Below are 19060 nucleotides of genomic sequence, written 5' to 3' on the forward strand. Positions count from 1 at the left end.
GCCGGCTTCAGGTTTTGCGGCCGTGCAGGCAAACCCAGCCATCGCGGGCCTGCCACACCGACAGGGGAAGCCACGGCGCATACGCGGCGGCAACTTCTTCGGCCTGCCGTTCCAGCACACCGGAAAGCACCAGTTGCCCTCCCGCGGCGACGCGGCCGGCCAGCATGGGCGCCAGCACCTTCAGCGGGTTGGACAGGATGTTCGCCACCACCACTTCATAGGTGTCGTCACCCAGTGCGTCGGGCAGCAACGCCTGCAGTTCAACGTGGTTGACGCGGGCGTTATCGGCCGTGGCCTGCACGGCCTGCGGGTCGATGTCGACGGCGTCGGTCGGGCCGGCGCCCAGCTTGCGCGCGGCGATGGCCAGGATGCCCGAACCGCAGCCGTAATCGAGCACAGTGGCCCCAGCGGGCAACTCGGACTCGAGCCACGCCAGGCACAAGTGCGTGGTGGGGTGGCTGCCGGTGCCAAAAGCGAGGCCGGGATCCAGCTCGATGTGAATGGCGGCATCGTCGAGTCCGGCAATCGCGGGCACGGCCGGATCGCCACGGTGCCAGCTGGGCACGATCCACAAGCGATGGGCAATCTGGATGGGGCCGAACTGTGCCTGCGTCAGGCGCACCCAGTCGGCGTCCGGCACATCGCGCAAGGTCCATCCGCCGGCCATGATGGGATCGATGCCCGCGCCGGCCATGGCCTGTTCGTAGATCTGGGCAGGGTCGGCGCCGTCGGGCAACAGCGCCACGACGCGGTTGTGCTCCCAAGCCAGTACGTCGGGCTCGGTGCCGGGCTCGCCGAACAGCGGGCGTTCGGCCTCGGTTCCGAAATCGGCGTCTTCCACCGAAACCGACAACACGCCGGCCTCGAGCAGCGCATCGGATAGCGCTTCGGCCTGCGCCTCGGGGCAATGAAGCACAAGTTCACGCATACGGTTCTTCCGGTGCGGCGGGCCGCCAGGGCGGCCCGCCAGAGCATCAAGGGCGCTGGGCCAGCTTGTGCTCGAGATAGTGGATGCTGGTGCCGCCTTCGATGAAGCGGGCGTCTTGCAGCAGCTCGCGATGCAGCTGGATGTTGGTGGAAATGCCTTCCACCACCATTTCGGACAGCGCGATGCGCATGCGGGCCAGGGCCTGGTCGCGCGTATCGCCGTACGTAATGACCTTGGCGATCATCGAGTCGTAGTTGGGCGGCACGAAGTAGCCGTTGAACACATGCGAATCGATACGCACGCCCGGTCCGCCCGGCGTATGCCAATTGGTGATGCGGCCGGGACTGGGCACGAATCGGAAAGGATCTTCGGCGTTGATGCGGCATTCAAGGGCATGCCCCTTGAAGGTGACATCGCGCTGGCGCAGCTGGAACTTCTCGCCGGAGGCGATCAGGATCTGTTGCTGGACCAGATCGACCCCCGTAATGAGTTCGGTGACCGGGTGTTCGACCTGGATGCGGGTGTTCATTTCAATGAAATAGAACTCGCCGTTCTCGTACAGGAACTCGAACGTGCCCGCACCGCGGTAGCCCATTTTGCGGCACGCGTCGGCACAGCGATCGCCGATGCGTTCGATCAGGCGGCGGGGGATGCCCGGCGCCGGCGCTTCTTCGATGACCTTCTGGTGGCGCCGCTGCATGGAACAGTCGCGCTCGCCCAGCCAGACCGCATTGCGCCCGCCATCGGCGAGCACCTGGATCTCAACATGGCGAGGGTTCTCGAGGAACTTCTCCATGTAGACTTCAGGGTTGTTGAACGCCGCACCGGCCTCGGAGCGCGTCATGGTGACGGCGTTGAGCAGCGCGGCTTCGGTATATACCACGCGCATGCCCCGGCCACCGCCACCGCCCGCTGCCTTGATGATGACGGGGTAGCCCACTTCGCGAGCCACCCGGATGATTTCCTGGGGATCATCCGGCAACGCGCCTTCGGATCCGGGCACCACCGGCACGCCGGCCTCGATCATGGCGCGCTTGGCGCTGACCTTGTCGCCCATCAGGCGGATGGTTTCGGGCCTGGGGCCGATGAAGACAAACCCGCTTTTCTCGACCCGATCGGCGAAGTCGGCGTTCTCGGACAGAAAACCGTAGCCGGGGTGGATGGCTTCGGAATCGGTGACTTCTGCGGCCGAAATGATGGCCGGCATGTTCAGGTAGCTTTCGCGCGAAGGCGCCGGCCCGATACACACGGACTCATCGGCAAGGCGCACGTACTTCGCGTCGCGATCAGCCTCGGAATGCACGACCACCGTCTTGATGCCGAGCTCGCGGCAGGCGCGTTGGATGCGCAGCGCGATCTCGCCGCGGTTGGCGATCAGGATTTTTTCAAACATAGATGCAATCAGCCAATGACGAACAACGGTTGGCCGTACTCGACGGGTTCGCCGTTTTCGACCAGGATCTCTTTGATGACGCCGGATTTGTCGGCTTCGATTTCATTGAGCAGTTTCATGGCTTCGATGATGCAGAGCGGGTCGCCTTCCTTGACCGACTGGCCGACATCGACGAAGGGAGCGGCGCCCGGATTGGGCGCGCGGTAGAACGTGCCCACCATGGGCGCCTTGACCACATGCCCTTGCGGCACGACGGGAGCTTCGGGCGCGGCGGCTGCAGGCGCCGCGGGTGCGGCCTGAGCAGGCGCCGCGGCTTCAGGCACGTGATAGGCCACGGGCTGCAGCGTCTGCGAGAACTTGACGATGCGGACCTTGCCTTCGCCTTCGGTGATTTCAAGCTCGGCAATGCCCGATTCCGCCACCAGGTCGATCAAGGTCTTGAGTTTTCGGAGGTCCATAGAAGCTGCTTCCCGATTAATGTTGGCGGCGCGCCTGCATGAAGGCCGCGCCGTTTCGTATGTGGAGGTAAAGGTGAGTCCGGAGACTGAAACGCCGCACTAATGCCGTGCCGCATAACGGACTGCGGCTTCGTAGCCATCGGCGCCCAGGCCGCAGACGAGGCCCACGGCAAGGTCGGACAGGTACGAGTGCTGCCGGAACGGTTCGCGTTTATACAGGTTCGACAAATGTACTTCAACAAAAGGGATGGCCACCGCCGCCAGGGCATCGCGCACCGCTACGCTGGTATGCGTATAAGCTGCCGCGTTGATGACGATGAAGTCGGTTCCATCCTGACGGGCCGCCTGGATACGTTCGACCAATGCGCCTTCGTGATTGCTCTGCCAAGCGGTAAGGCCCACGCCCAGCTGGGCTGCCAGCGACTCGAGACCCTGGTTGATCTGTGCCAGGGTAAGACTGCCGTAAAGGTGGGGCTCGCGCGTACCGAGCAGATTCAGGTTCGGGCCGTGCAATACCAGGATGTGTTGCGCCATGGAGGCCAGCCGCAAAGTGTCGGCAAAACTATCGATAAACCGCCTTTTTACGCCTATTCACAGCGTTTGTCCAACAGATACAGTTTGCGGTGCGTGGAACAAACTGGCTGGCCAGAGGCGGAAATCAGGCCGCCAGCCCCTGCAAGGTGCGGTCGAGGTCGTCGGACTGTATCTGACCCAGAATCTTTCGACTAATTCGGCCATCTGCCGCCAAAATCAGCGTGAAGGGCAGACCGCCGGCGGGATTGCCCAAGGTGCGCAGAGTATCGATGGCGCCCGCCCCCATCACCAGCAGGGGATACGTGACCGGCACTTTCTGAATGAATTCGCGCATTTTATCGGCACTATCCACCCCGATGCCCACGAATTGTATGCGCGGATATTTTTCGTGCAGGGCCTGCAGCTCGGGCATTTCTTTGACGCAGGGCGCACACCAGGTTGCCCAGAAATTGACCACCATGGGCCGCCCCTGCCATTCGGACAGGGTTCTAGTCGTGCCATCGAGATCAGGCAGCGAGAGGCCTCGCAGGATGGCGACAGGGTCGGCGGCTTGGACAGGCGACGCGGGGGTTTCGGGTCCCGGCGCAGGGGCTGCGGCGCGGCGCTCGCGCCAGGCATAGCCGCTGGCCGCGGCCACGGCGGCCGCTGCGCCAGCGTACAGGAAGTAGCGACGATTCATGGACCGGATCATAACCCCGCGCGGCGCCCGCGGCGAACGAGCCTCTACAATGCGCGCAGGAGATCATCAATGCACCTGCATATTCTAGGCATTTGCGGCACATTCATGGGCGGCCTGGCGCTGATCGCGCGCGCCGCCGGCCATCGGGTGACCGGTTGCGATACCGCCGTATACCCCCCCATGAGCACCCAGCTCGCCGAGCAGGGCATCGAACTCATCGAAGGCTACGGAGCCGACCAACTGGCCTTGAAGCCCGACCTGTACGTCGTGGGCAATGTGGTCACGCGCGGCAATCCCTTGATGGAGGCCATTCTCGACGCCGGCGCGCGCTATGTGTCGGGCCCCCAGTGGCTCGGCGACCATGTGCTGCCCGGCGCGCATGTGCTGGCGGTGGCCGGCACCCACGGCAAGACCACGACGAGTTCGATGCTGGCGTGGATACTCGAGGCCGCCGGGCTGCGCCCCAATTTCCTGATCGGCGGTGTGGCGCACGACCTGCAGGTGTCGGCGCGCTATGACCCTGCGGTCCAGCCTTTTGTCATCGAGGCGGATGAATACGACACCGCGTTCTTCGACAAACGCTCGAAGTTCGTTCACTACCGTCCCCGCACGGCGGTGTTGAACAACCTGGAATACGACCACGCCGACATCTTTCCGGATCTGGCTGCCATCGAGACCCAATTCCACCATCTGGTGCGCACCATACCCGCCAGCGGCCGCATCGTCCGGCCCGCCAGTTGCCCGGCCCTGGACCGTGTCATTGCGCGCGGTTGCTGGTCGGAAACCGTCAGTTTCGGGCCGGGCGGCAATTGGCAGGCCGGGCCCGCCGACGCCACGGGCGCCTTCGAGGTTCGACACGACGGGCAGCCTGCCGGCACGGTACGCTGGACATTGGGCGGCGAACACAACCGCCTGAACGCGCTGGCAGCCCTGGCGGCAGCCCAGCATGTGGGCGTCTCGCCCGCCGACGGCGTGGCTGCGCTGACGCGTTTCGCCGGCGTGAAGCGCCGCATGGAAGTGCGTGGCACAGTAAGCGGCATCACCGTCTATGACGATTTCGCGCACCACCCGACCGCCATCGAAACCACGCTCGAGGGCCTGCGTCGCCAAGTGGGCGGCGAGCGCATCCTGGCCGTGCTCGAGCCCCGCTCCAACACCATGAAGCTAGGCGCCATGGCGGCGCGCCTGCCCGATGCGCTGCAAGCGGCCGATCTGGTGTATTGCTTTGGCGAGCGTAGCGGCAAGCATGCGCTGGGCTGGAATCCGGACGAAGTGCTGGCCCCCTTGGGCGAGCGCGCCAGCAGCTACAGCGAGCTGGACGACCTCGTCGCCGCCGTGGCACGGGCGGCGCGGCCTGGCGACCATATCCTCGTCATGAGCAATGGCGGATTTGGCGGTGTGCACGACAAGCTGCTCAAGGCGGTGGCGCGCCGGGAGCCTGCATGATTCTGTATCTGCACGGTTTTCGATCGTCGCCCGACTCCTTCAAGGCCAGGCTGGTGGCACAAGCGCTGAACGAGCGCGGGCTTGCCGGCCCCGACGACTGGCAGTGCCCGCAATTGCCGGCCAGCCCCCGCGAGGCGCTGGACCTGGCCTGCCAATTGGCCCGGGGCTTGCTGGCCAGGGCCGATGACCCCCGCCAGCTCACGGTAATAGGCTCGTCATTGGGCGGCTATTACGCAACCTGGCTGGCCGAACAGCTGCACTGCAAGGCAGTCTTGCTGAACCCGGCGGTCGAAGCAGCGCGTGACCTGGCCACGCAAGTGGGCGAGCATCGCATGTATCATTCCGACGCGCCGTTCGTGTTTCGCGCCGAGTATGTCGACGAACTGGCGGCGGCCCGGGTAGATGCCATTACGCAACCCGAACGCTATTTCCTGGTGGCGGCCACCGGCGACGAAGTGCTGGACTGGCGGGAAATGCAGGCCCGTTACCCGGGATGCCGGCAACGCATCGTGCAGGGCAGCGACCATGGGCTCTCCGATTTCGCGCGCTGGCTGCCCGAAGTGCTGGACTTTGCCCTGAGCGCCGACCGCACCTGATCAAGCCACATTCAAATATAGACTGGCAGGTGGCGGCGCCGTACGGCCCGCGCGGTCACCGCGCCCCCGATGGACTGAATATGTACGCGTTTTACGAAGAAGACGGCGGCTTCAAGGCCGGCAACATCCTGTCCGAGACAGACGCCAGCCTGCAGGTGGAGTCGGAATCGGGCAAGCGCAGCAAGATCAAGCGCACCAGCACCCTGTTCACCTTTGCCGAGCCGGCGCCGGCGGCCTTGCTGGCCCAGGCCGCCACCGTCGCCGATGAGCTGGACCTGCAATTCCTGTGGGAATGTGCGCCGCAGGAAGAGTTCGATGCCGCCGCCCTGGCCGCCGACTACTTCGGCCATGCGCCCAGCCCGGTCGAGCGGGCCGCGCTGCTGATGCGGCTGCATGGCGCACCGGCTTACTTCCACCGGCGCGGCACGGGGCGCTACCGCCCCGCACCGCCTGACATTCTGGCTGCGGCACTGGCGGCGCTGGAAAAAAAACGCAAGCAGGCCGAACAGCAGCAGCAATGGGTGGACGACATGGCTGCGGGCCGCCTGCCGGCCGAGATCGCCCAGGCCGCGGAATCGTTGCTGATTCGTCCCGACAAGAACAGCATGCCCTGGAAAGCCCTGGACGCGGCGTGCGCGCAGTTGCAGAAAAGCCCCGAACGCCTGCTGCTCGACCTGGGCGCGTGGCCGCATCCCTTGCATTGCACAAGCGCAGGTTCCTCGCCACTTACTTCCCGCGCGGCACCGGCTTTCCCGACATGGAAGTGCCGCCGGTGGAACGCGAACTGCCGCTGGCCGACCTCGAAATCTATTCGGTCGACGACATCACGACCACCGAGATCGACGATGCACTGTCGGTCACCACGCTGCCTGATGGCCAGGTGCGCGTGGGCATACACGTGGCGGCTCCCGGCCTGGCCGTGACGCGAGGCAGCGAACTGGACCAGCTGGCCCGTGCCCGCCTGTCGACCGTCTATATGCCGGGGGAGAAAATCCCCATGCAGCCCGACAACGTGATCCAGGCGTTTTCGCTGGACGCAGGCCGGGAAGTGCCTGCGCTGTCGCTGTACGTGACGGCGGACCCGGCCACCGGTGAAATCACGGCGTCGGAAACGCGAGTAGAGCGGGTGCTGGTGCGCGAGAACCTGCGCCACAACATGCTGGATACGCAGGTCACCGAAGCCGCCCTGAACGACCCGGATGCACCGCTGCCGTATGGCCACTGGCTTCGTCCGCTGTGGAAGCTGGCCAGCGCGCTGTCGGCGCAGCGTGACGCCGTGCGCGGAAAGCCCGAAAACAATTCGCGGGTCGAATACAGTTTCTACCTGGACGGCAGCCCCGACGACCCGGATACGCCCGTGCAATTGGTGCCGCGCCAGCGCAACGCGCCGCTGGACCGCATGGTGGCTGAATACATGATCCTGGCCAACAATCTCTGGGGCGGCCTGCTGCACCAGCATGGCGTGCCCGGCATTTATCGTTCGCAGCAGGCCGGTCGGGTGCGCATGAGCACCCAGGCGCTGCCGCATGAAGCCATCGGCGTGCCGCAATATGCGTGGCATACCTCGCCGCTGCGCCGTTACGTCGACCTGGTGAACCAGTGGCAGCTGATTGCCGCCGTCGAGCACGGGGTGTCGGCGCGGCTGGTGGCGCCATTCAAGCCGCGTGATGCCGACCTGTTTGCGATCATCGGGGCCTTCGATGCTCAGTACGCGGCCTGGGGCGATTTCCAGAGCAACATGGAACGCTACTGGTGCCTGCGTTGGCTGCGCCAGCAGGGAATCACGCGAACCGTGGCCCATGTGCTGCGGGATGACCTGGTGCGACTGGCGAACGCGCCGCTGGTGGCACGCGTGGGGGGCCTGCCCGAACTCGAACGCGGCACGGCGGTCGAACTGGACATCCTGGGCATGGACGAGCTCGCGCTGGAACTTGAGTGCCGGTTCGCCGGGCTGGCGGCCTGACGGGCGTGCAAGGCTGCCGGTACGCCTTGGGCGAAACCGCCCGGCACCGCGGCCCGTGGGCCAGTCGATGGGCCCGGCCTATCTGAACACGCATCGCCGCGCGATGGGCGCAATCGCCTCGTCGAGCCCTGCCCTGTGCCTGGCCGGACACGCGCGGAACTGCCGCGGCGCCCGCGAATGGAGGGCGGCGCGGCCGGATGGCGCCGCACGACAAGGGGTCTAAAATGCGGGCGTGCAACGTTCTGCTGAATTCCCCTCGACGCCGGGCCGCTTCCTGCATTGGTTGAGCGCGCCCGCCCAGCACTACTTGCGAATCGGCCTGGCGATTTCGCTGCTGCTGCACGCCGGCGCGCTGGCGTGGCGCTTCAGCACGCCGGCGCCGCAGCGGACCGGGCCGGCGCCGCTGGAGATCGTGCTGGTCAATGCGCATACGGAGTCCGCACCGGCACAGCCGCAAGTGGTGGCGCAACATCAGGTGGACGGGGGAGGCAATGCCCAGCACGGGGTGGCTGCGACGCCTTTGCCGCGCACCGGGGAATCCGCCGAGACCATTGTGCTGCAGGCCATGCGCACGCGCCAGGCACAGCTCGAGGCGGAACAGATGCGATTGCTGAGCCAGTTGCAGGCCAACACCAAGGCCGGACCGGAACGCCAGGCGGTCTACCCCTGGCCCGATGCAACGGCCCCTGGCGAAGATGTGCAGGATCAACCGGGGCTGGTGCAGAACGCCCGCATCGCGGCCTTGGCCGCCCGCGTGCAGAACTACAACGCGCAGCCGCGCAAGGTGTTCGTCGCCCCGTCGGCGCAGGCGTCGCACTATGCCGCATACCTGGATAGCTGGCGCGCCCGCATTGAAGCCGTGGGGACGCAGCACTACCCCGACGAGGCGCGCGGCCGCATATACGGTACCCTGCAGATTACCGTGACGGTGCGCGCCGATGGCAGCGTGGCCAATGTCGAGATCGACCAGCCTTCCGAGCATGCCGTCCTGAACCAGGCGGCGCGGCGCATCGTACAGATGGCAGCGCCGTTTCCGCCGTTCCCGCCGCCCATCGCGCGGGAAGCCGATATGCTGGTCATTACCCGCACTTGGCACTTCGTCAACGATACGCTGGAAGCCCGAAGCCCATGAACCAGGTACAGACCCCGCCCCGATACGCTGTGATAGGCAACCCCGTCGAGCACAGCCGTTCGCCACAGATCCACGCCCTGTTTTCGGCGCAGACCGGCAAGCCGCTGCAATACGAGCGGCTGCTGGCGCCACTGGACGGGTTCGAAGCCACCGTGCAGGCCTTCCGCGAACAAGGCGGATCGGGGCTGAACGTCACCGTGCCCTTCAAAGAAGCGGCTCGCACACTGGCGGCCGGGCACCTGAGCGAACGCGCCCGCCTGGCCGGCGCAGTGAATACGCTTTGGCTTCGCGATGGCGCCTGGCACGGCTGCAACACCGACGGGGTGGGCCTGGTCAGCGACCTGCTGCGGCTGGGCGTGGTGCTGGAAGGAGCTCGCATGCTGCTGGTGGGCGCCGGCGGCGCGGCGCGGGGTGTATTGCAGCCGCTTGCCGCCGCAGGCTGCGCCCGCATTCATATTGTGAATCGCAATGCGCAACGCGCCCATGACCTGGCCGCCAGCTGGGTAGCCGGCGGCACCCTGCCAGGCACGCACGTCACCGGGGCGGCATTGGCCGAAGCCGGTGCGCCCGGGGGCTGGAACGTCGTGATCAACGCCACCGCGAGCAGCCTGAAGGGCGATGCGCCCGCATTGCCGCAGGGCCTGTACGCGCCCGATGCCCTTGCGTACGACATGATGTATGCCGCCCACCCCACCCCTTTCATGCGCCAGGCCACCGCCGACGGCGCCGCCCGCACTGCCGACGGCCTGGGCATGCTGGTGGGGCAGGCTGCCGAAAGTTTCTTCATCTGGCACGGGGTGCGGCCCGATCCATCGCCGGTACTGACCACCCTGCGCGCCGCGCTGCTGGCCCGGGACTGATTGCGCATGCCCGCGCGACGTCCGACCAAGGGCACGATACGTTGGGGCCGGGTGATCGGCGCCGGCCTGATGGCCCTGCTGTGCCTGGTCATCATGTATCAGCTGTGGATGTTCTGCATGGTGGTCTGGTATGCCTACCGCGATCCGGGCAGCAGCGCCATCATGCGCCAGGAACTGTCGCGCCTGCGCGAAACCGACCCCAAGGCGGAACTGAAATACCAGTGGGTACCCTACGATCGCATCAGCAATAACCTGAAGCGCGCAGTCGTGGCGTCGGAAGACGCCAATTTCACCGAACACGATGGGGTCGAATGGGACGCCATCCGCAAGGCCTGGGAATACAACCAGCGTCAGCAGGAGAGCGGCCGCGGCAAGGTCCGCGGCGGCTCGACCATTACGCAGCAGCTGGCCAAGAACCTGTTCCTGTCCAGCTCGCGCAGCTACCTGCGCAAGGGCCAGGAACTGGTGCTTACCTACATGATCGAGCATGTGATGCCCAAGCAGCGCATCCTCGAGCTGTATCTGAATGTGGCGGAATGGGGAGTCGGTGTATTCGGCGCCGAGGCAGCCGCCCGCCACTACTACAAGACCAGTGCGGCGAACCTGGGGGCTTCGCAAGCGGCACGGCTGGCGGCCATGCTGCCCAACCCGCGCTACTACGACAAGCACCGCAACACCAGCTACCTGAATTCCCGCACCGGCACGCTGACCCGCCGCATGCGGCTCGTTGACATCCCCTGACACAGCGCCGGGGGTCCGGAAGATGAGCCGATTTTGGTAAGCTGTCACGTTTACGCGCCGACGTAACCTTTTTCATGCGTACAGCCCGCCGCTACCTGGCCCGCGAAATCTATCGTTCTTGTGCAGTGGTCCTGATGGCCCTGCTGGGGCTGTTCACGTTCTTCGCGCTGGTCGACGACCTCGACAACGTGGGCGACAAGTTCAGCATGCCCGCCCTGCTCTACATGCAGGCGCTGGCGCTGCCCACCCGGCTGTACGACCTCCTGCCCATCGGCTTGCTGATCGGCGCCATCCTGGCGCTGGCGGGCCTGGCCCAGCGCAACGAACTCGTGATCCTCCGCGTATCCGGCGTCAGTGGCATGCGCCTGTTGCGCATGCTGTGGTTGATCACGCTGCCGCTGATGATAGGCGCCACCCTGCTGTCCGAATTCGTCACGCCGGCGGCCGAGATCAAAAGCGGCGAGGCCAGCCTGATGTTCCGGGGCAAGGCCAGCGGCACCCGCATGGACAGCGGCTATTGGTTCAAAGAGCCCACGCGCAATGGCGGCACCCGCATCATCAACATTGCCAGGCTGCTCGCCGATGGCAATGTCGAGGGGGTGACCCTGTACGAATTCAAGCCCGGCCAGCAGCTGACCACTCTGTCCACCGCCGCCACCGGCGCCTTTTCAGGCGACAAGCTGGTACTGCGCGACGTGGTCGAGACCAATATCGATGAAAGCGCGCCCGATGCGCTGGCCGATGCGAAGCCGCCTCCCAACGCGCCGGCGTATGTCTCGAAGCTGCCTGAACGCGAACTCGACACCACCCTCAGCGCCGAACGCCTGCTGGCACGGGTGCTGACGCCTGAACGCATGTCGCTGGGCACCCTGCTCGACTACATCGAGTACCTGCATCACAACCAGCTGGACGCCGGCCGGCAGGTGGTGGCCTTGTGGCGCAAGGTGTCGTATCCGTTCACCCTGCTGGTCATGATCACCATCGCCGCGCCCATCGGCTTCATGCAGACCCGCCGCGGCGGCGTGGGCGCCAAGGTATTCGTCGGCATACTGCTAGGCGTGGGCTTCTTCATGCTGAACCAGCTGGCGCTCAACGTCGGCATGCTCAGCCGCTGGCCGCCCTGGCTGACCGCGCTCGGTCCGAACGTCGGCGCGGTGCTGCTGGCTTTGGGCGCCCTGAGCCTCATGGAATACCGTCATGCCACCGCGCGCTTCGCGCAAAGGCGCTGGCCCTGGAGGCGCAGCCCCGCATGACAGGCAGCATATGGATGATCGGGGATGTGCAGGGTTGCTGCGCGCCGCTGGACCAGCTTCTGGGCTATCCTGACCTGGCCGACCCGGACGCCCGCTACTGGTTCGCGGGCGATCTGATCAATCGCGGCCCCCAGTCGCTGGCCAGCCTGCGCCGCATCATCGAACTGGGCGACCGGGCCACCTCTGTCCTGGGCAACCACGACCTGCACCTGCTGGCCGCCGCCGCAGGCGTGCGCAAGCCGTCGAAGTCCGACACCATCACCGAGATCCTCGAGGCCCCCGACTCCGACGACTTGATTGAATGGCTGCGGCACCGGCCCCTGGCGCACTTCGAACACGGCCATCTGCTGGTGCACGCGGGCGTGCTGGCCAAATGGGATGTCGCCAAGACCCTGGCGCTGGCCGCCGAAGTGCAGGATGTGCTGCGCGGCCCAGACTGGCGCAAGGCGTTGCAGAAGATGTACGGCAACGAACCCACTCGGTGGAAAGACCGCTACAAAGGTTCCAAGCGGATGCGCGTCGTCATCAACGCGCTCACGCGGATGCGGCTGTGCACGCCCAGCGGCGATATGGAATTCGCCACCAAGGTCGCCCCCGGGGCCTGGCCCGCCGGCCTGGTACCGTGGTTCGACGTGCCCGGCCGCGCCACCGCCGACGTCACGATCGTCTTTGGCCATTGGTCGACGCTGGGCCTGCTGATGCGGCCCGACGTGATCTGCCTGGACACCGGCTGCGTATGGGGCGGCTCGCTGTCGGCCGTACGGCTGCAAGACCGCAAGCTGGTGCAGATCAAATGCCAGCAGTTCCAGGATCCGCTGTCTGAATAGCCCCCCGGTGCTCCCGGCGCGGGCGGACACGGATTCCGTCGCGCCGGCCGCAGCGGCGCGCATCAGTCGGCCGCCCCTGCGCGTCCGGTGGTGCGTCCGGCGGCTTACAGGCGTGCCGCGATGGCCGCTCGGGCCAGGCGGGCCATGTCGACGCGGGTGACCGGCAGTCCGTCGGGTGCCTGAGCCGCCACGGGGGGCAGGAATTCCACTTCGACCGCCAGGCCGGTTGCGCCCAGCACCCGCCACAGGTTGGCCACCAGGGTTTCATCGCCCACGAAGGCGGCCAGCGCGCTGCGCTGGCCATGCTGTAGGAATCGAAGCGCCACGGGCTGCACGGCAACGTCCGCCGAGCGGGCGGGCTCGAACAGGCTGGCGTGGAAGGGCTGCACGGTGAAGCCCTCGCTGGTGGTGCCCTCGGGGAACAGGCCCACTGCCGCCCCCTGCCTGAACCGTTCCTGCACCGACGCGCCCACGGCGTGCACCGCATGGCGCTGGCCGCGCTGAATGAACACGGTGCCGGCGCCGGCCACCAGCCAGCCGATCAGCGGCCATTTGCGGATCTCGCTCTTGGCCACGAATGAGGTGGCGCGCACGGAATTCAACACAAAAATGTCGATCCACGAGACGTGATTGGCTACCCAGAGCACCGCGCCCGTCAGCAAGGGTTGCCCCTGGACGATGATGCGGACACCGCAGAGCGCCATCAAGCGGCGCGACCAATACCGATTGAGCCCAGCCCGCGCCGGCAGGCTCATGAAGGGATACGCCAGCCCCACGCACAGCAGGCCGAAGAAAATCCACGGCACCACCAGCGCAAAGCGCAACAAGAAACGTAGCGATTTCAACAACTCCGGAGCTCCCAGGCCGCTACGGCGCGTGGGCAAGGGGCGCGACGCCGGCCGGCCAGCATCATACCGTTGATCGCAACCGCGGCGCACCCGCCGCGGGGGCGGTCCAACCGCGCTGCAGGCGCGTCGCGCTGCGCGCGCCCGCGGCTAACGGGCATGGCGCCCTTCGCGTGCGTCGCAGGCGCCGCCCGGACTGCGGGCGTCATGGCAGGGCATCGAGATAGCGTTGCAGAATCACCGCGGCCGCCACCGCGTCGTCGGGCGCATGGGTGCCCAGCAGGCGCTGGGCTTCCATGCTGGACCCGCGTTCGTCCACCAGCTCGACGGCCAGGCCGTATCGCCCGTGCAGCTGGTTGGCAAAACGGCGGCAGCGCGCCGTGGCCGGCTGCTCGCCGCCATCGGCGGCCAGGGCCAGGCCCACGATGGCACGCTGCGGCTGCCATTCCTGCAGCAATTCGCCGATGCGCGCGAAGCGCGTGTCGCGAACTTCGGAAAAGATGATCTCGAGCGGCCGCGCCTGGCGGGTAAGCGTATTGCCGATGGCTATGCCGATTTTCTTTTCCCCGAAATCGAAGGCCAGCAGCGTTTCTTCAGGCATGCCCCGCACCGCCGGACAGCATCACAGGATCGACGCCCAGCAGCTTCAGAGCCGCGGGATAGCGGTCTTCGGGCGGGACGTCGAAAATGATGTCGGCATCGGCTCCGACGTTGAGCCAGGCGTTCTGCGCCATTTCACTTTCGAGCTGCCCTGCGCCCCAGCCGGCATAGCCCAGGGTGACGAGCATGCGCTCGGGCCCCTGGCCGTCGGCCACGGCCTGCAGCACATCGCGCGAGGTGGTCAGCGCCAGGTCGCCCAGCTTGATGCTCGAGCTGTAGTCGCCCGCGGGCGCGTGCAGCACGAAGCCTCGGTCGGTCTGTACCGGGCCGCCGAAAAAAACCGGCGTATCGGCCGCGGGCCGGATCTCGAGCTTGAGGTCGATACGTTCGAACAGGCTGGCCAGCGTGAGATCGGTGGGCCGGTTGATGACCAGCCCCAATGCCCCCCTCGCCGTGTGCTCGCAGATATAGATCACCGAGCCAGCCAGGCTGCCTTCGACCATCTGAGGCATGGCAATCAGGAACTGATTGGAAAAATCGGTGGCCGGCGCGTCGGTCGCGTCGTCATCAGGCTGCGTGTCGTGGTGTTCATCGGTCATGGGACCCCCCTGGGCACTGCGCCCGGGCGGACAGGCCGCGTACGGCCCGGACGCCCGCGCCATCAGATTTCCATCAGTTCGAAGTCTTCTTTGCGCGCACCGCATTCGGGACAGACCCAGTTGGGCGGCACATCTTCCCAACGCGTGCCGGGGGCGATGCCTTCGTCGGGCAAGCCGGCCTCTTCATCGTAAACCCAACCGCAGATCAAGCACATCCAAGTACGCATAAATTCTCTTTTGTCTGTTACATCAAGGTGCCCGCCCCCGTAGGCGGGCAAAGCGCCAGGCGCATCCATTAGAATGGGGCAATCTTACCGAAACCCAACAGGGGTTGCCCGCAGAGCCTTAGCACGGCCTGTGCCCGCCCTTCCATTTGCCGCAGCTTGTGTCCCCCTTGACTCCCCCCATCATCCTGATTTTCGGGCCCATCGACCCATCCGGCGCCGATGGCCTGCCCGCCGACGCCGTGACCTGCGCGCGACTGGGGTGCCACGGTCTGGCCGCGGCCACCGCCCTGACGGTGCAAGACACTGCCGGCATCGAGGAAATCCACCCTACTCCGCCCGAACTGCTCGACGACCAGGCCCGCTGCCTGCTCGAAGACATGCCGGTGCAGGCCATCAAGGTCGGTGGACTATACAGCGCCGAGGCCGCCAGCGTCGCTGCCCAGGTCGCCGCCGACTACAGCCAGGTGCCGCTGGTGCTGCATCTGGGCCAGCGCAACCTGCCCGCGCACGACGCTGCCGCGCAAGACGACGCCGACGACCTGCTGGCCGCCACCCTCGAGCTCGTGCTGCCGCAAACCGACCTCGTCGTCGTCGAACACATGCGGCTGGCGCAGTGGCACGCCGACGGCGACATCGACATCGGCGACGCGCCCAGCCCCATGCATGCCATGGTGGCAGGCGGGGCCCAATGGGCGCTGGTGCTGGGCGCGCCCGTACGGCCAGGCCACCATGCCAACGTCCTGCTGGGCCCCGACGGCCAGACCTCAACATGGCCGTGGCAGGCGCCTCCCGAACGCAATGCCGACACGGGCGGCGTCGCCGCCACTGCGGCGGCCGCCATGCTGGCGCAAGGGCTCGACATGCCCAAGGCTGTCGAGCAGGCCCTGCGCCACGCCGAAGAATCCGTGGGCGCGGCGTTTCTTGCCGGCATGGGCCGGCGCATACCCAACCGCCTGGGCACGCCATGAGCTCTCCCGCTTCCGGTCCGGGCACGACCCCCGGCGAGCCGCACGGCGACGTCTCGCCCCCCGCCCTGCGCTTCCCGGCCGGCCTGTACGGCATCACGCCGGAATGGGACGACACCGGTCGCCTGCTGGACGCCGTGCGGCTGGCCGCCGCGGGCGGCATGACTGCCCTGCAGCTGCGCCGCAAGACCGCCACCGAGGCGCACCGCGCCGCGCAGGCGCGCGCGCTCGCGCCGTTGTGCCGTGAAATGGGCGTGGTGTTCCTGGTCAACGACCACTGGCGCCTCGCCCTCGAGGTGGGCGCCGATGGCGCGCACCTGGGCCGCGACGACGGCGACCTGGCGCAGGCGCGAGCGCAAGCCGGCCCCGGCCTGCTGCTGGGCGCCTCCTGCTACAACGACCTGCAGCGGGCGCGCGAGCTGCTCGACGCAGGCGCCGATTACATCGCCTTCGGCACGGTGTTCCCGTCGTCCACGAAGCCGCTTGCCGTGCGTGCGCCGCTTTCCCTGCTGGGGCAGGCCCGGTCCGTGGCGGCAGCCGCCGGCGCACCCAGGGCCGCCGTGGTGGCCATCGGCGGCATTACGCCTGCCAACGCGGGGCAGGTGGCGCAGGCCGGCGCAGACAGTATTGCCGTGATCAACGGGCTGTTCGAAGCGCCCGACATCCTGCAGGCCGCCATCGCCTGTTCCGCCCCTTTCAACGCACCCTCTCACTTCCAGCCGTAACGCCATGTCCAGTAATTCTGAGTTATTCGATCGTGCCTGCCGCAGCATTCCGGGCGGCGTCAATTCCCCGGTTCGCGCCTTCCGCTCGGTAGGAGGCACCCCGCGTTTCATCAAACGCGCGCAAGGCCCCTATGTGTGGGACGAAGAAGACACGCGCTATATCGATTACGTCGGATCATGGGGCCCGGCCATCCTGGGTCATGCCCATCCCGACGTGGTGCAGGCGGTGCGCGATGCCGCGCTCGACGGGCTGTCGTTCGGTGCGCCGACCCGCGCCGAGATCGAACTGGCCGAAGTGCTGATCGAACGCCTGCCGTCGCTGGAAAGCGTGCGGCTGGTGAGCTCGGGCACCGAAGCCACCATGACCGCCATCCGCCTGGCGCGGGGCGCCACGGGCCGTGCCAAGATCGTGAAGTTCGAAGGGTGCTATCACGGTCACTCCGACAGCCTGCTGGTGAAGGCCGGCTCGGGTCTGCTGACCTTCGGCAATCCCAGTTCGGCCGGCGTCCCGCCCGAATTCGTGGCGCACACCCTCACGCTCGAGTTCAACAACCTGGCGGCCGTACAGGCTGCGTTTTCGCAGCACGGACCGGAAATCGCCTGCGTGATCGTCGAACCCGTGGCCGGCAACATGAACCTCATCAAGCCGTCCGAGGGCTTCCTGCAGGGCCTGCGCGACGTCTGCACCCAGCACGGCACCGTACTGATCTTCGACGAAGTCATGACCGGATTCCGGGTGGGGCCGCAGGGTGTCCAAGGGCTGTCGGGCGTAACGCCCGATCTGACCACGCTGGCCAAGGTGATCGGCGGCGGCATGCCGGTGGGTGCCCTGGGCGGCCGCGCCGACCTGATGGAGCACCTGGCTCCGCTGGGCGGCGTGTACCAGGCCGGCACGCTGTCGGGCAACCCGGTGGCCGTGGCGGCCGGGCTGGCTACCTTGCGCCTGATCGCGCAACCGGGCTTCTATGAAAACCTGTCGCGGCAGACCCTGCGGCTGGCCGATGGCCTGCGCGAACGCGCCCGAGCCGCCGGCATTTCGTTTTCCGCCGACGCCATCGGCGGCATGTTCGGCGTGTATTTCCGCGACACGGTACCCACCTCGTTCGCCGAAGTCTCGACCAGCGATACAGAGGCCTTCAAGCGCTTCTTCCATGCCATGCTCGACCGCGGCGTCCACTTCGCGCCCTCGGCATATGAAGCCGGTTTCGTGTCGGCCACGCACGATGACGCCGTCATCGATGCCACGCTCGATGCCGCCGAGGCGGTGTTCGCCAGCATGAAGGCCTGAAGGGCCTCATCCGCGCCTCATCCGCGCCTCGTCCGCCCGGCCAGGCCGCCTGGCCCGCGCGGGAAGCGCCCGGCGCCGATCCACACTGGCCGGCGCCGGGCGGCGGCGTGCCCCGGCCACCTTCGGGGAACGGTATCGCTGCCGTTTCCGGCGAAGCGCGCCGCACTCAGGCCGGGATGACGGCAGTGACCTCGATCTCGACCTTGGCGCGCTCTTCGACCAGCCCGGCCACCTGAAAAGCCGTCATGGGCGGAAAGTGGCGTCCGATGACCTCTCGGTAGTGCTTGCCGATTTCGGGATACGCGGCGACATACTCCTGCTTGTCGGTCACATACCAGTTCATGCGCACGATATGTTCCGGACGCCCGCCCCCCTCGGCCAGGATGGCCACGATGTTTTCCAGGGTCTGGCGCACCTGCCCGGCAAAGTCGTCGGTTTCGAACTGCTGCTGGCCGTTCCAGCCCACCTGGCCGCCCACGAACACCAGGCGGTCGCCCACCCCGACCTGCATCATTACACCGTTTGAATAGCCACGCGGTGGCGTCCAATTAGGCGGTTGCAGAATTTGCATGGGTTCATCCTGTAATAAGAAACGCCTGCATACGCTGGCGCAGATCGTCGGGAATGGCGGTCGAGCGCATGGTGCGCAGATCCACCGTCACAATAGTCAAGACAGCCTTCAGCCGGGTGCTGCCGTCGGGCCCTGCGAAGCGCACATCGGCCGCGAAAGATGCGCCGCCGATGCGCCGGACCGACAGTTCCTGGCGCAGTTTCTCGTGCCAGCGGCTGGGTGCCGTGAAGTCGCATTGCACCGACGCCAGCGGCGTTCCGATGTGGCGATTCACGTGCAATGTATGGAAAGGCATGCCCATGCCTTTGTCGAACCACTCTTCGACGAAGTCGTTGATCATTTCGAAGTAGCGCGGATAGAACACGATGCCTGCCGGATCGCAATGCCGGAACCGCACCTCTACTTCGCTGGCGAAGGGCGTGGACATGGG

At 66.6% G+C, this 19060-nt stretch carries 21 protein-coding genes and 1 pseudogene; 11 read left to right on the top strand and 11 right to left on the bottom strand.

Annotated elements, in window-relative coordinates; translation table 11 throughout:
* Positions 1-7: 7 nt before the first annotated feature.
* From prmA to ACV17W_RS10425, 5 genes are all read right to left on the bottom strand, one after another.
* The gene (gene prmA, locus ACV17W_RS10405; RefSeq protein ID WP_462596338.1) at positions 8-928 is read right to left on the bottom strand and encodes a 50S ribosomal protein L11 methyltransferase; all 921 of its coding nucleotides are present in this window, start codon (positions 926-928) and stop codon (positions 8-10) included.
* Between the two features lie 46 nt (positions 929-974).
* On the bottom strand, positions 975-2321 hold the full coding sequence (accC, locus tag ACV17W_RS10410; RefSeq protein ID WP_462596339.1) for an acetyl-CoA carboxylase biotin carboxylase subunit: 1347 nt from the start codon (positions 2319-2321) through the stop codon (positions 975-977).
* Between the two features lie 8 nt (positions 2322-2329).
* On the bottom strand, positions 2330-2779 hold the full coding sequence (accB, locus tag ACV17W_RS10415; protein WP_462596340.1) for an acetyl-CoA carboxylase biotin carboxyl carrier protein: 450 nt from the start codon (positions 2777-2779) through the stop codon (positions 2330-2332).
* Positions 2780-2878: 99 nt separating this feature from the next.
* Positions 2879-3313, bottom strand: coding sequence for a type II 3-dehydroquinate dehydratase (gene aroQ, locus ACV17W_RS10420; RefSeq protein WP_462596341.1), 435 nt, complete (start codon positions 3311-3313; stop codon positions 2879-2881).
* A 124-nt stretch (positions 3314-3437) separates the two neighbouring features.
* A complete protein-coding gene (locus tag ACV17W_RS10425; protein ID WP_462596342.1) occupies positions 3438-3992 on the bottom strand; it encodes a TlpA family protein disulfide reductase in 555 nt (184 codons plus the stop codon).
* A gap of 69 nt (positions 3993-4061) precedes the next feature.
* Here ACV17W_RS10425 and mpl point away from each other — a divergent pair, with 69 nt between their 5' ends.
* The 8 genes and pseudogenes from mpl (at position 4062) to ACV17W_RS10465 (ending at position 12810) form a co-directional block, all read left to right on the top strand.
* Positions 4062-5438, top strand: coding sequence for a UDP-N-acetylmuramate:L-alanyl-gamma-D-glutamyl-meso-diaminopimelate ligase (gene mpl / locus ACV17W_RS10430; RefSeq protein ID WP_462596343.1), 1377 nt, complete (start codon positions 4062-4064; stop codon positions 5436-5438).
* Entirely contained in the window at positions 5435-6034 is a 600-nt protein-coding gene (locus ACV17W_RS10435) for a YqiA/YcfP family alpha/beta fold hydrolase (RefSeq protein WP_462596344.1), read from the top strand. Before mpl ends, ACV17W_RS10435 begins: the two co-directional genes overlap by 4 nt.
* A gap of 80 nt (positions 6035-6114) precedes the next feature.
* Positions 6115-7997: pseudogene (locus tag ACV17W_RS10440) on the top strand (ribonuclease catalytic domain-containing protein).
* Between the two features lie 232 nt (positions 7998-8229).
* A complete protein-coding gene (locus tag ACV17W_RS10445; RefSeq protein WP_462596345.1) occupies positions 8230-9129 on the top strand; it encodes an energy transducer TonB in 900 nt (299 codons plus the stop codon).
* The gene (gene aroE, locus ACV17W_RS10450) at positions 9126-9989 is read left to right on the top strand and encodes a shikimate dehydrogenase (protein WP_462596346.1); all 864 of its coding nucleotides are present in this window, start codon (positions 9126-9128) and stop codon (positions 9987-9989) included. The genes ACV17W_RS10445 and aroE overlap by 4 nt, the downstream gene beginning before the upstream one ends.
* A gap of 6 nt (positions 9990-9995) precedes the next feature.
* Positions 9996-10730 carry a monofunctional biosynthetic peptidoglycan transglycosylase gene (gene mtgA / locus ACV17W_RS10455; protein WP_462596347.1) on the top strand — a complete coding sequence of 245 codons (735 nt, stop codon included), beginning with the start codon at positions 9996-9998 and terminating at the stop codon, positions 10728-10730.
* A gap of 74 nt (positions 10731-10804) precedes the next feature.
* A complete protein-coding gene (lptG, locus tag ACV17W_RS10460; RefSeq protein WP_462596349.1) occupies positions 10805-11983 on the top strand; it encodes an LPS export ABC transporter permease LptG in 1179 nt (392 codons plus the stop codon).
* A complete protein-coding gene (locus tag ACV17W_RS10465; protein WP_462596350.1) occupies positions 11980-12810 on the top strand; it encodes a symmetrical bis(5'-nucleosyl)-tetraphosphatase in 831 nt (276 codons plus the stop codon). The genes lptG and ACV17W_RS10465 overlap by 4 nt, the downstream gene beginning before the upstream one ends.
* Positions 12811-12914: 104 nt before the next feature.
* Here the strand turns inward: ACV17W_RS10465 and ACV17W_RS10470 are convergent, their stop codons facing one another.
* From ACV17W_RS10470 to ACV17W_RS10485, 4 genes are all read right to left on the bottom strand, one after another.
* Positions 12915-13655, bottom strand: coding sequence for a lysophospholipid acyltransferase family protein (locus ACV17W_RS10470; protein WP_462596518.1), 741 nt, complete (start codon positions 13653-13655; stop codon positions 12915-12917).
* A gap of 205 nt (positions 13656-13860) precedes the next feature.
* Complete coding sequence (gene ruvX, locus ACV17W_RS10475; RefSeq protein WP_462596351.1) at positions 13861-14256, bottom strand: Holliday junction resolvase RuvX; 396 nt, start codon at positions 14254-14256, stop codon at positions 13861-13863.
* Positions 14249-14854: a YqgE/AlgH family protein gene (locus ACV17W_RS10480; protein WP_462596352.1), complete on the bottom strand. Its 606-nt coding sequence runs from the start codon at positions 14852-14854 to the stop codon at positions 14249-14251. Before ACV17W_RS10480 ends, ruvX begins: the two co-directional genes overlap by 8 nt.
* Positions 14855-14916: 62 nt before the next feature.
* On the bottom strand, positions 14917-15081 hold the full coding sequence (locus tag ACV17W_RS10485) for a rubredoxin (RefSeq protein ID WP_003814980.1): 165 nt from the start codon (positions 15079-15081) through the stop codon (positions 14917-14919).
* Positions 15082-15248: 167 nt separating this feature from the next.
* Between ACV17W_RS10485 and ACV17W_RS10490 the strand changes: the two genes are divergently transcribed.
* Genes ACV17W_RS10490 through hemL form a run of 3 tightly spaced genes read left to right on the top strand, consistent with a single transcriptional unit; the run spans position 15249 to position 18059 of the window.
* A complete protein-coding gene (locus ACV17W_RS10490) occupies positions 15249-16049 on the top strand; it encodes a bifunctional hydroxymethylpyrimidine kinase/phosphomethylpyrimidine kinase (RefSeq protein ID WP_462596353.1) in 801 nt (266 codons plus the stop codon).
* Positions 16046-16771: a thiamine phosphate synthase gene (thiE, locus tag ACV17W_RS10495; RefSeq protein WP_462596354.1), complete on the top strand. Its 726-nt coding sequence runs from the start codon at positions 16046-16048 to the stop codon at positions 16769-16771. Before ACV17W_RS10490 ends, thiE begins: the two co-directional genes overlap by 4 nt.
* Before the next feature lie 4 nt (positions 16772-16775).
* Positions 16776-18059, top strand: coding sequence for a glutamate-1-semialdehyde 2,1-aminomutase (hemL, locus tag ACV17W_RS10500; RefSeq protein WP_462596355.1), 1284 nt, complete (start codon positions 16776-16778; stop codon positions 18057-18059).
* A gap of 166 nt (positions 18060-18225) precedes the next feature.
* Here the strand turns inward: hemL and ACV17W_RS10505 are convergent, their stop codons facing one another.
* Positions 18226-18630: a RidA family protein gene (locus ACV17W_RS10505; protein WP_462596356.1), complete on the bottom strand. Its 405-nt coding sequence runs from the start codon at positions 18628-18630 to the stop codon at positions 18226-18228.
* A 4-nt stretch (positions 18631-18634) separates the two neighbouring features.
* Entirely contained in the window at positions 18635-19057 is a 423-nt protein-coding gene (locus tag ACV17W_RS10510; protein WP_462596357.1) for an acyl-CoA thioesterase, read from the bottom strand.
* Between the last annotated feature and the right edge of the window lie 3 nt (positions 19058-19060).

This window comes from Bordetella sp. MIP270_01_BMS (assembly GCF_054958705.1).

Bases quoted from the DNA above. Each gene is read 5' to 3' on its own strand.
- prmA (WP_462596338.1), bottom strand. From the start codon at position 928: ATGCGTGAACTTGTGCTTCATTGCCCCGAGGCGCAGGCCGAAGCGCTA.
- accC (WP_462596339.1), bottom strand. From the start codon at position 2,321: ATGTTTGAAAAAATCCTGATCGCCAACCGCGGCGAGATCGCGCTGCGC.
- accB (WP_462596340.1), bottom strand. From the start codon at position 2,779: ATGGACCTCCGAAAACTCAAGACCTTGATCGACCTGGTGGCGGAATCG.
- aroQ (WP_462596341.1), bottom strand. From the start codon at position 3,313: ATGGCGCAACACATCCTGGTATTGCACGGCCCGAACCTGAATCTGCTC.
- ACV17W_RS10425 (WP_462596342.1), bottom strand. From the start codon at position 3,992: ATGAATCGTCGCTACTTCCTGTACGCTGGCGCAGCGGCCGCCGTGGCC.
- mpl (WP_462596343.1), top strand. From the start codon at position 4,062: ATGCACCTGCATATTCTAGGCATTTGCGGCACATTCATGGGCGGCCTG.
- ACV17W_RS10435 (WP_462596344.1), top strand. From the start codon at position 5,435: ATGATTCTGTATCTGCACGGTTTTCGATCGTCGCCCGACTCCTTCAAG.
- aroE (WP_462596346.1), top strand. From the start codon at position 9,126: ATGAACCAGGTACAGACCCCGCCCCGATACGCTGTGATAGGCAACCCC.
- mtgA (WP_462596347.1), top strand. From the start codon at position 9,996: ATGCCCGCGCGACGTCCGACCAAGGGCACGATACGTTGGGGCCGGGTG.
- lptG (WP_462596349.1), top strand. From the start codon at position 10,805: ATGCGTACAGCCCGCCGCTACCTGGCCCGCGAAATCTATCGTTCTTGT.
- ACV17W_RS10465 (WP_462596350.1), top strand. From the start codon at position 11,980: ATGACAGGCAGCATATGGATGATCGGGGATGTGCAGGGTTGCTGCGCG.
- ruvX (WP_462596351.1), bottom strand. From the start codon at position 14,256: ATGCCTGAAGAAACGCTGCTGGCCTTCGATTTCGGGGAAAAGAAAATC.
- ACV17W_RS10480 (WP_462596352.1), bottom strand. From the start codon at position 14,854: ATGACCGATGAACACCACGACACGCAGCCTGATGACGACGCGACCGAC.
- ACV17W_RS10485 (WP_003814980.1), bottom strand. From the start codon at position 15,081: ATGCGTACTTGGATGTGCTTGATCTGCGGTTGGGTTTACGATGAAGAG.
- thiE (WP_462596354.1), top strand. From the start codon at position 16,046: ATGAGCTCTCCCGCTTCCGGTCCGGGCACGACCCCCGGCGAGCCGCAC.
- hemL (WP_462596355.1), top strand. From the start codon at position 16,776: ATGTCCAGTAATTCTGAGTTATTCGATCGTGCCTGCCGCAGCATTCCG.
- ACV17W_RS10505 (WP_462596356.1), bottom strand. From the start codon at position 18,630: ATGCAAATTCTGCAACCGCCTAATTGGACGCCACCGCGTGGCTATTCA.
- ACV17W_RS10510 (WP_462596357.1), bottom strand. From the start codon at position 19,057: ATGTCCACGCCCTTCGCCAGCGAAGTAGAGGTGCGGTTCCGGCATTGC.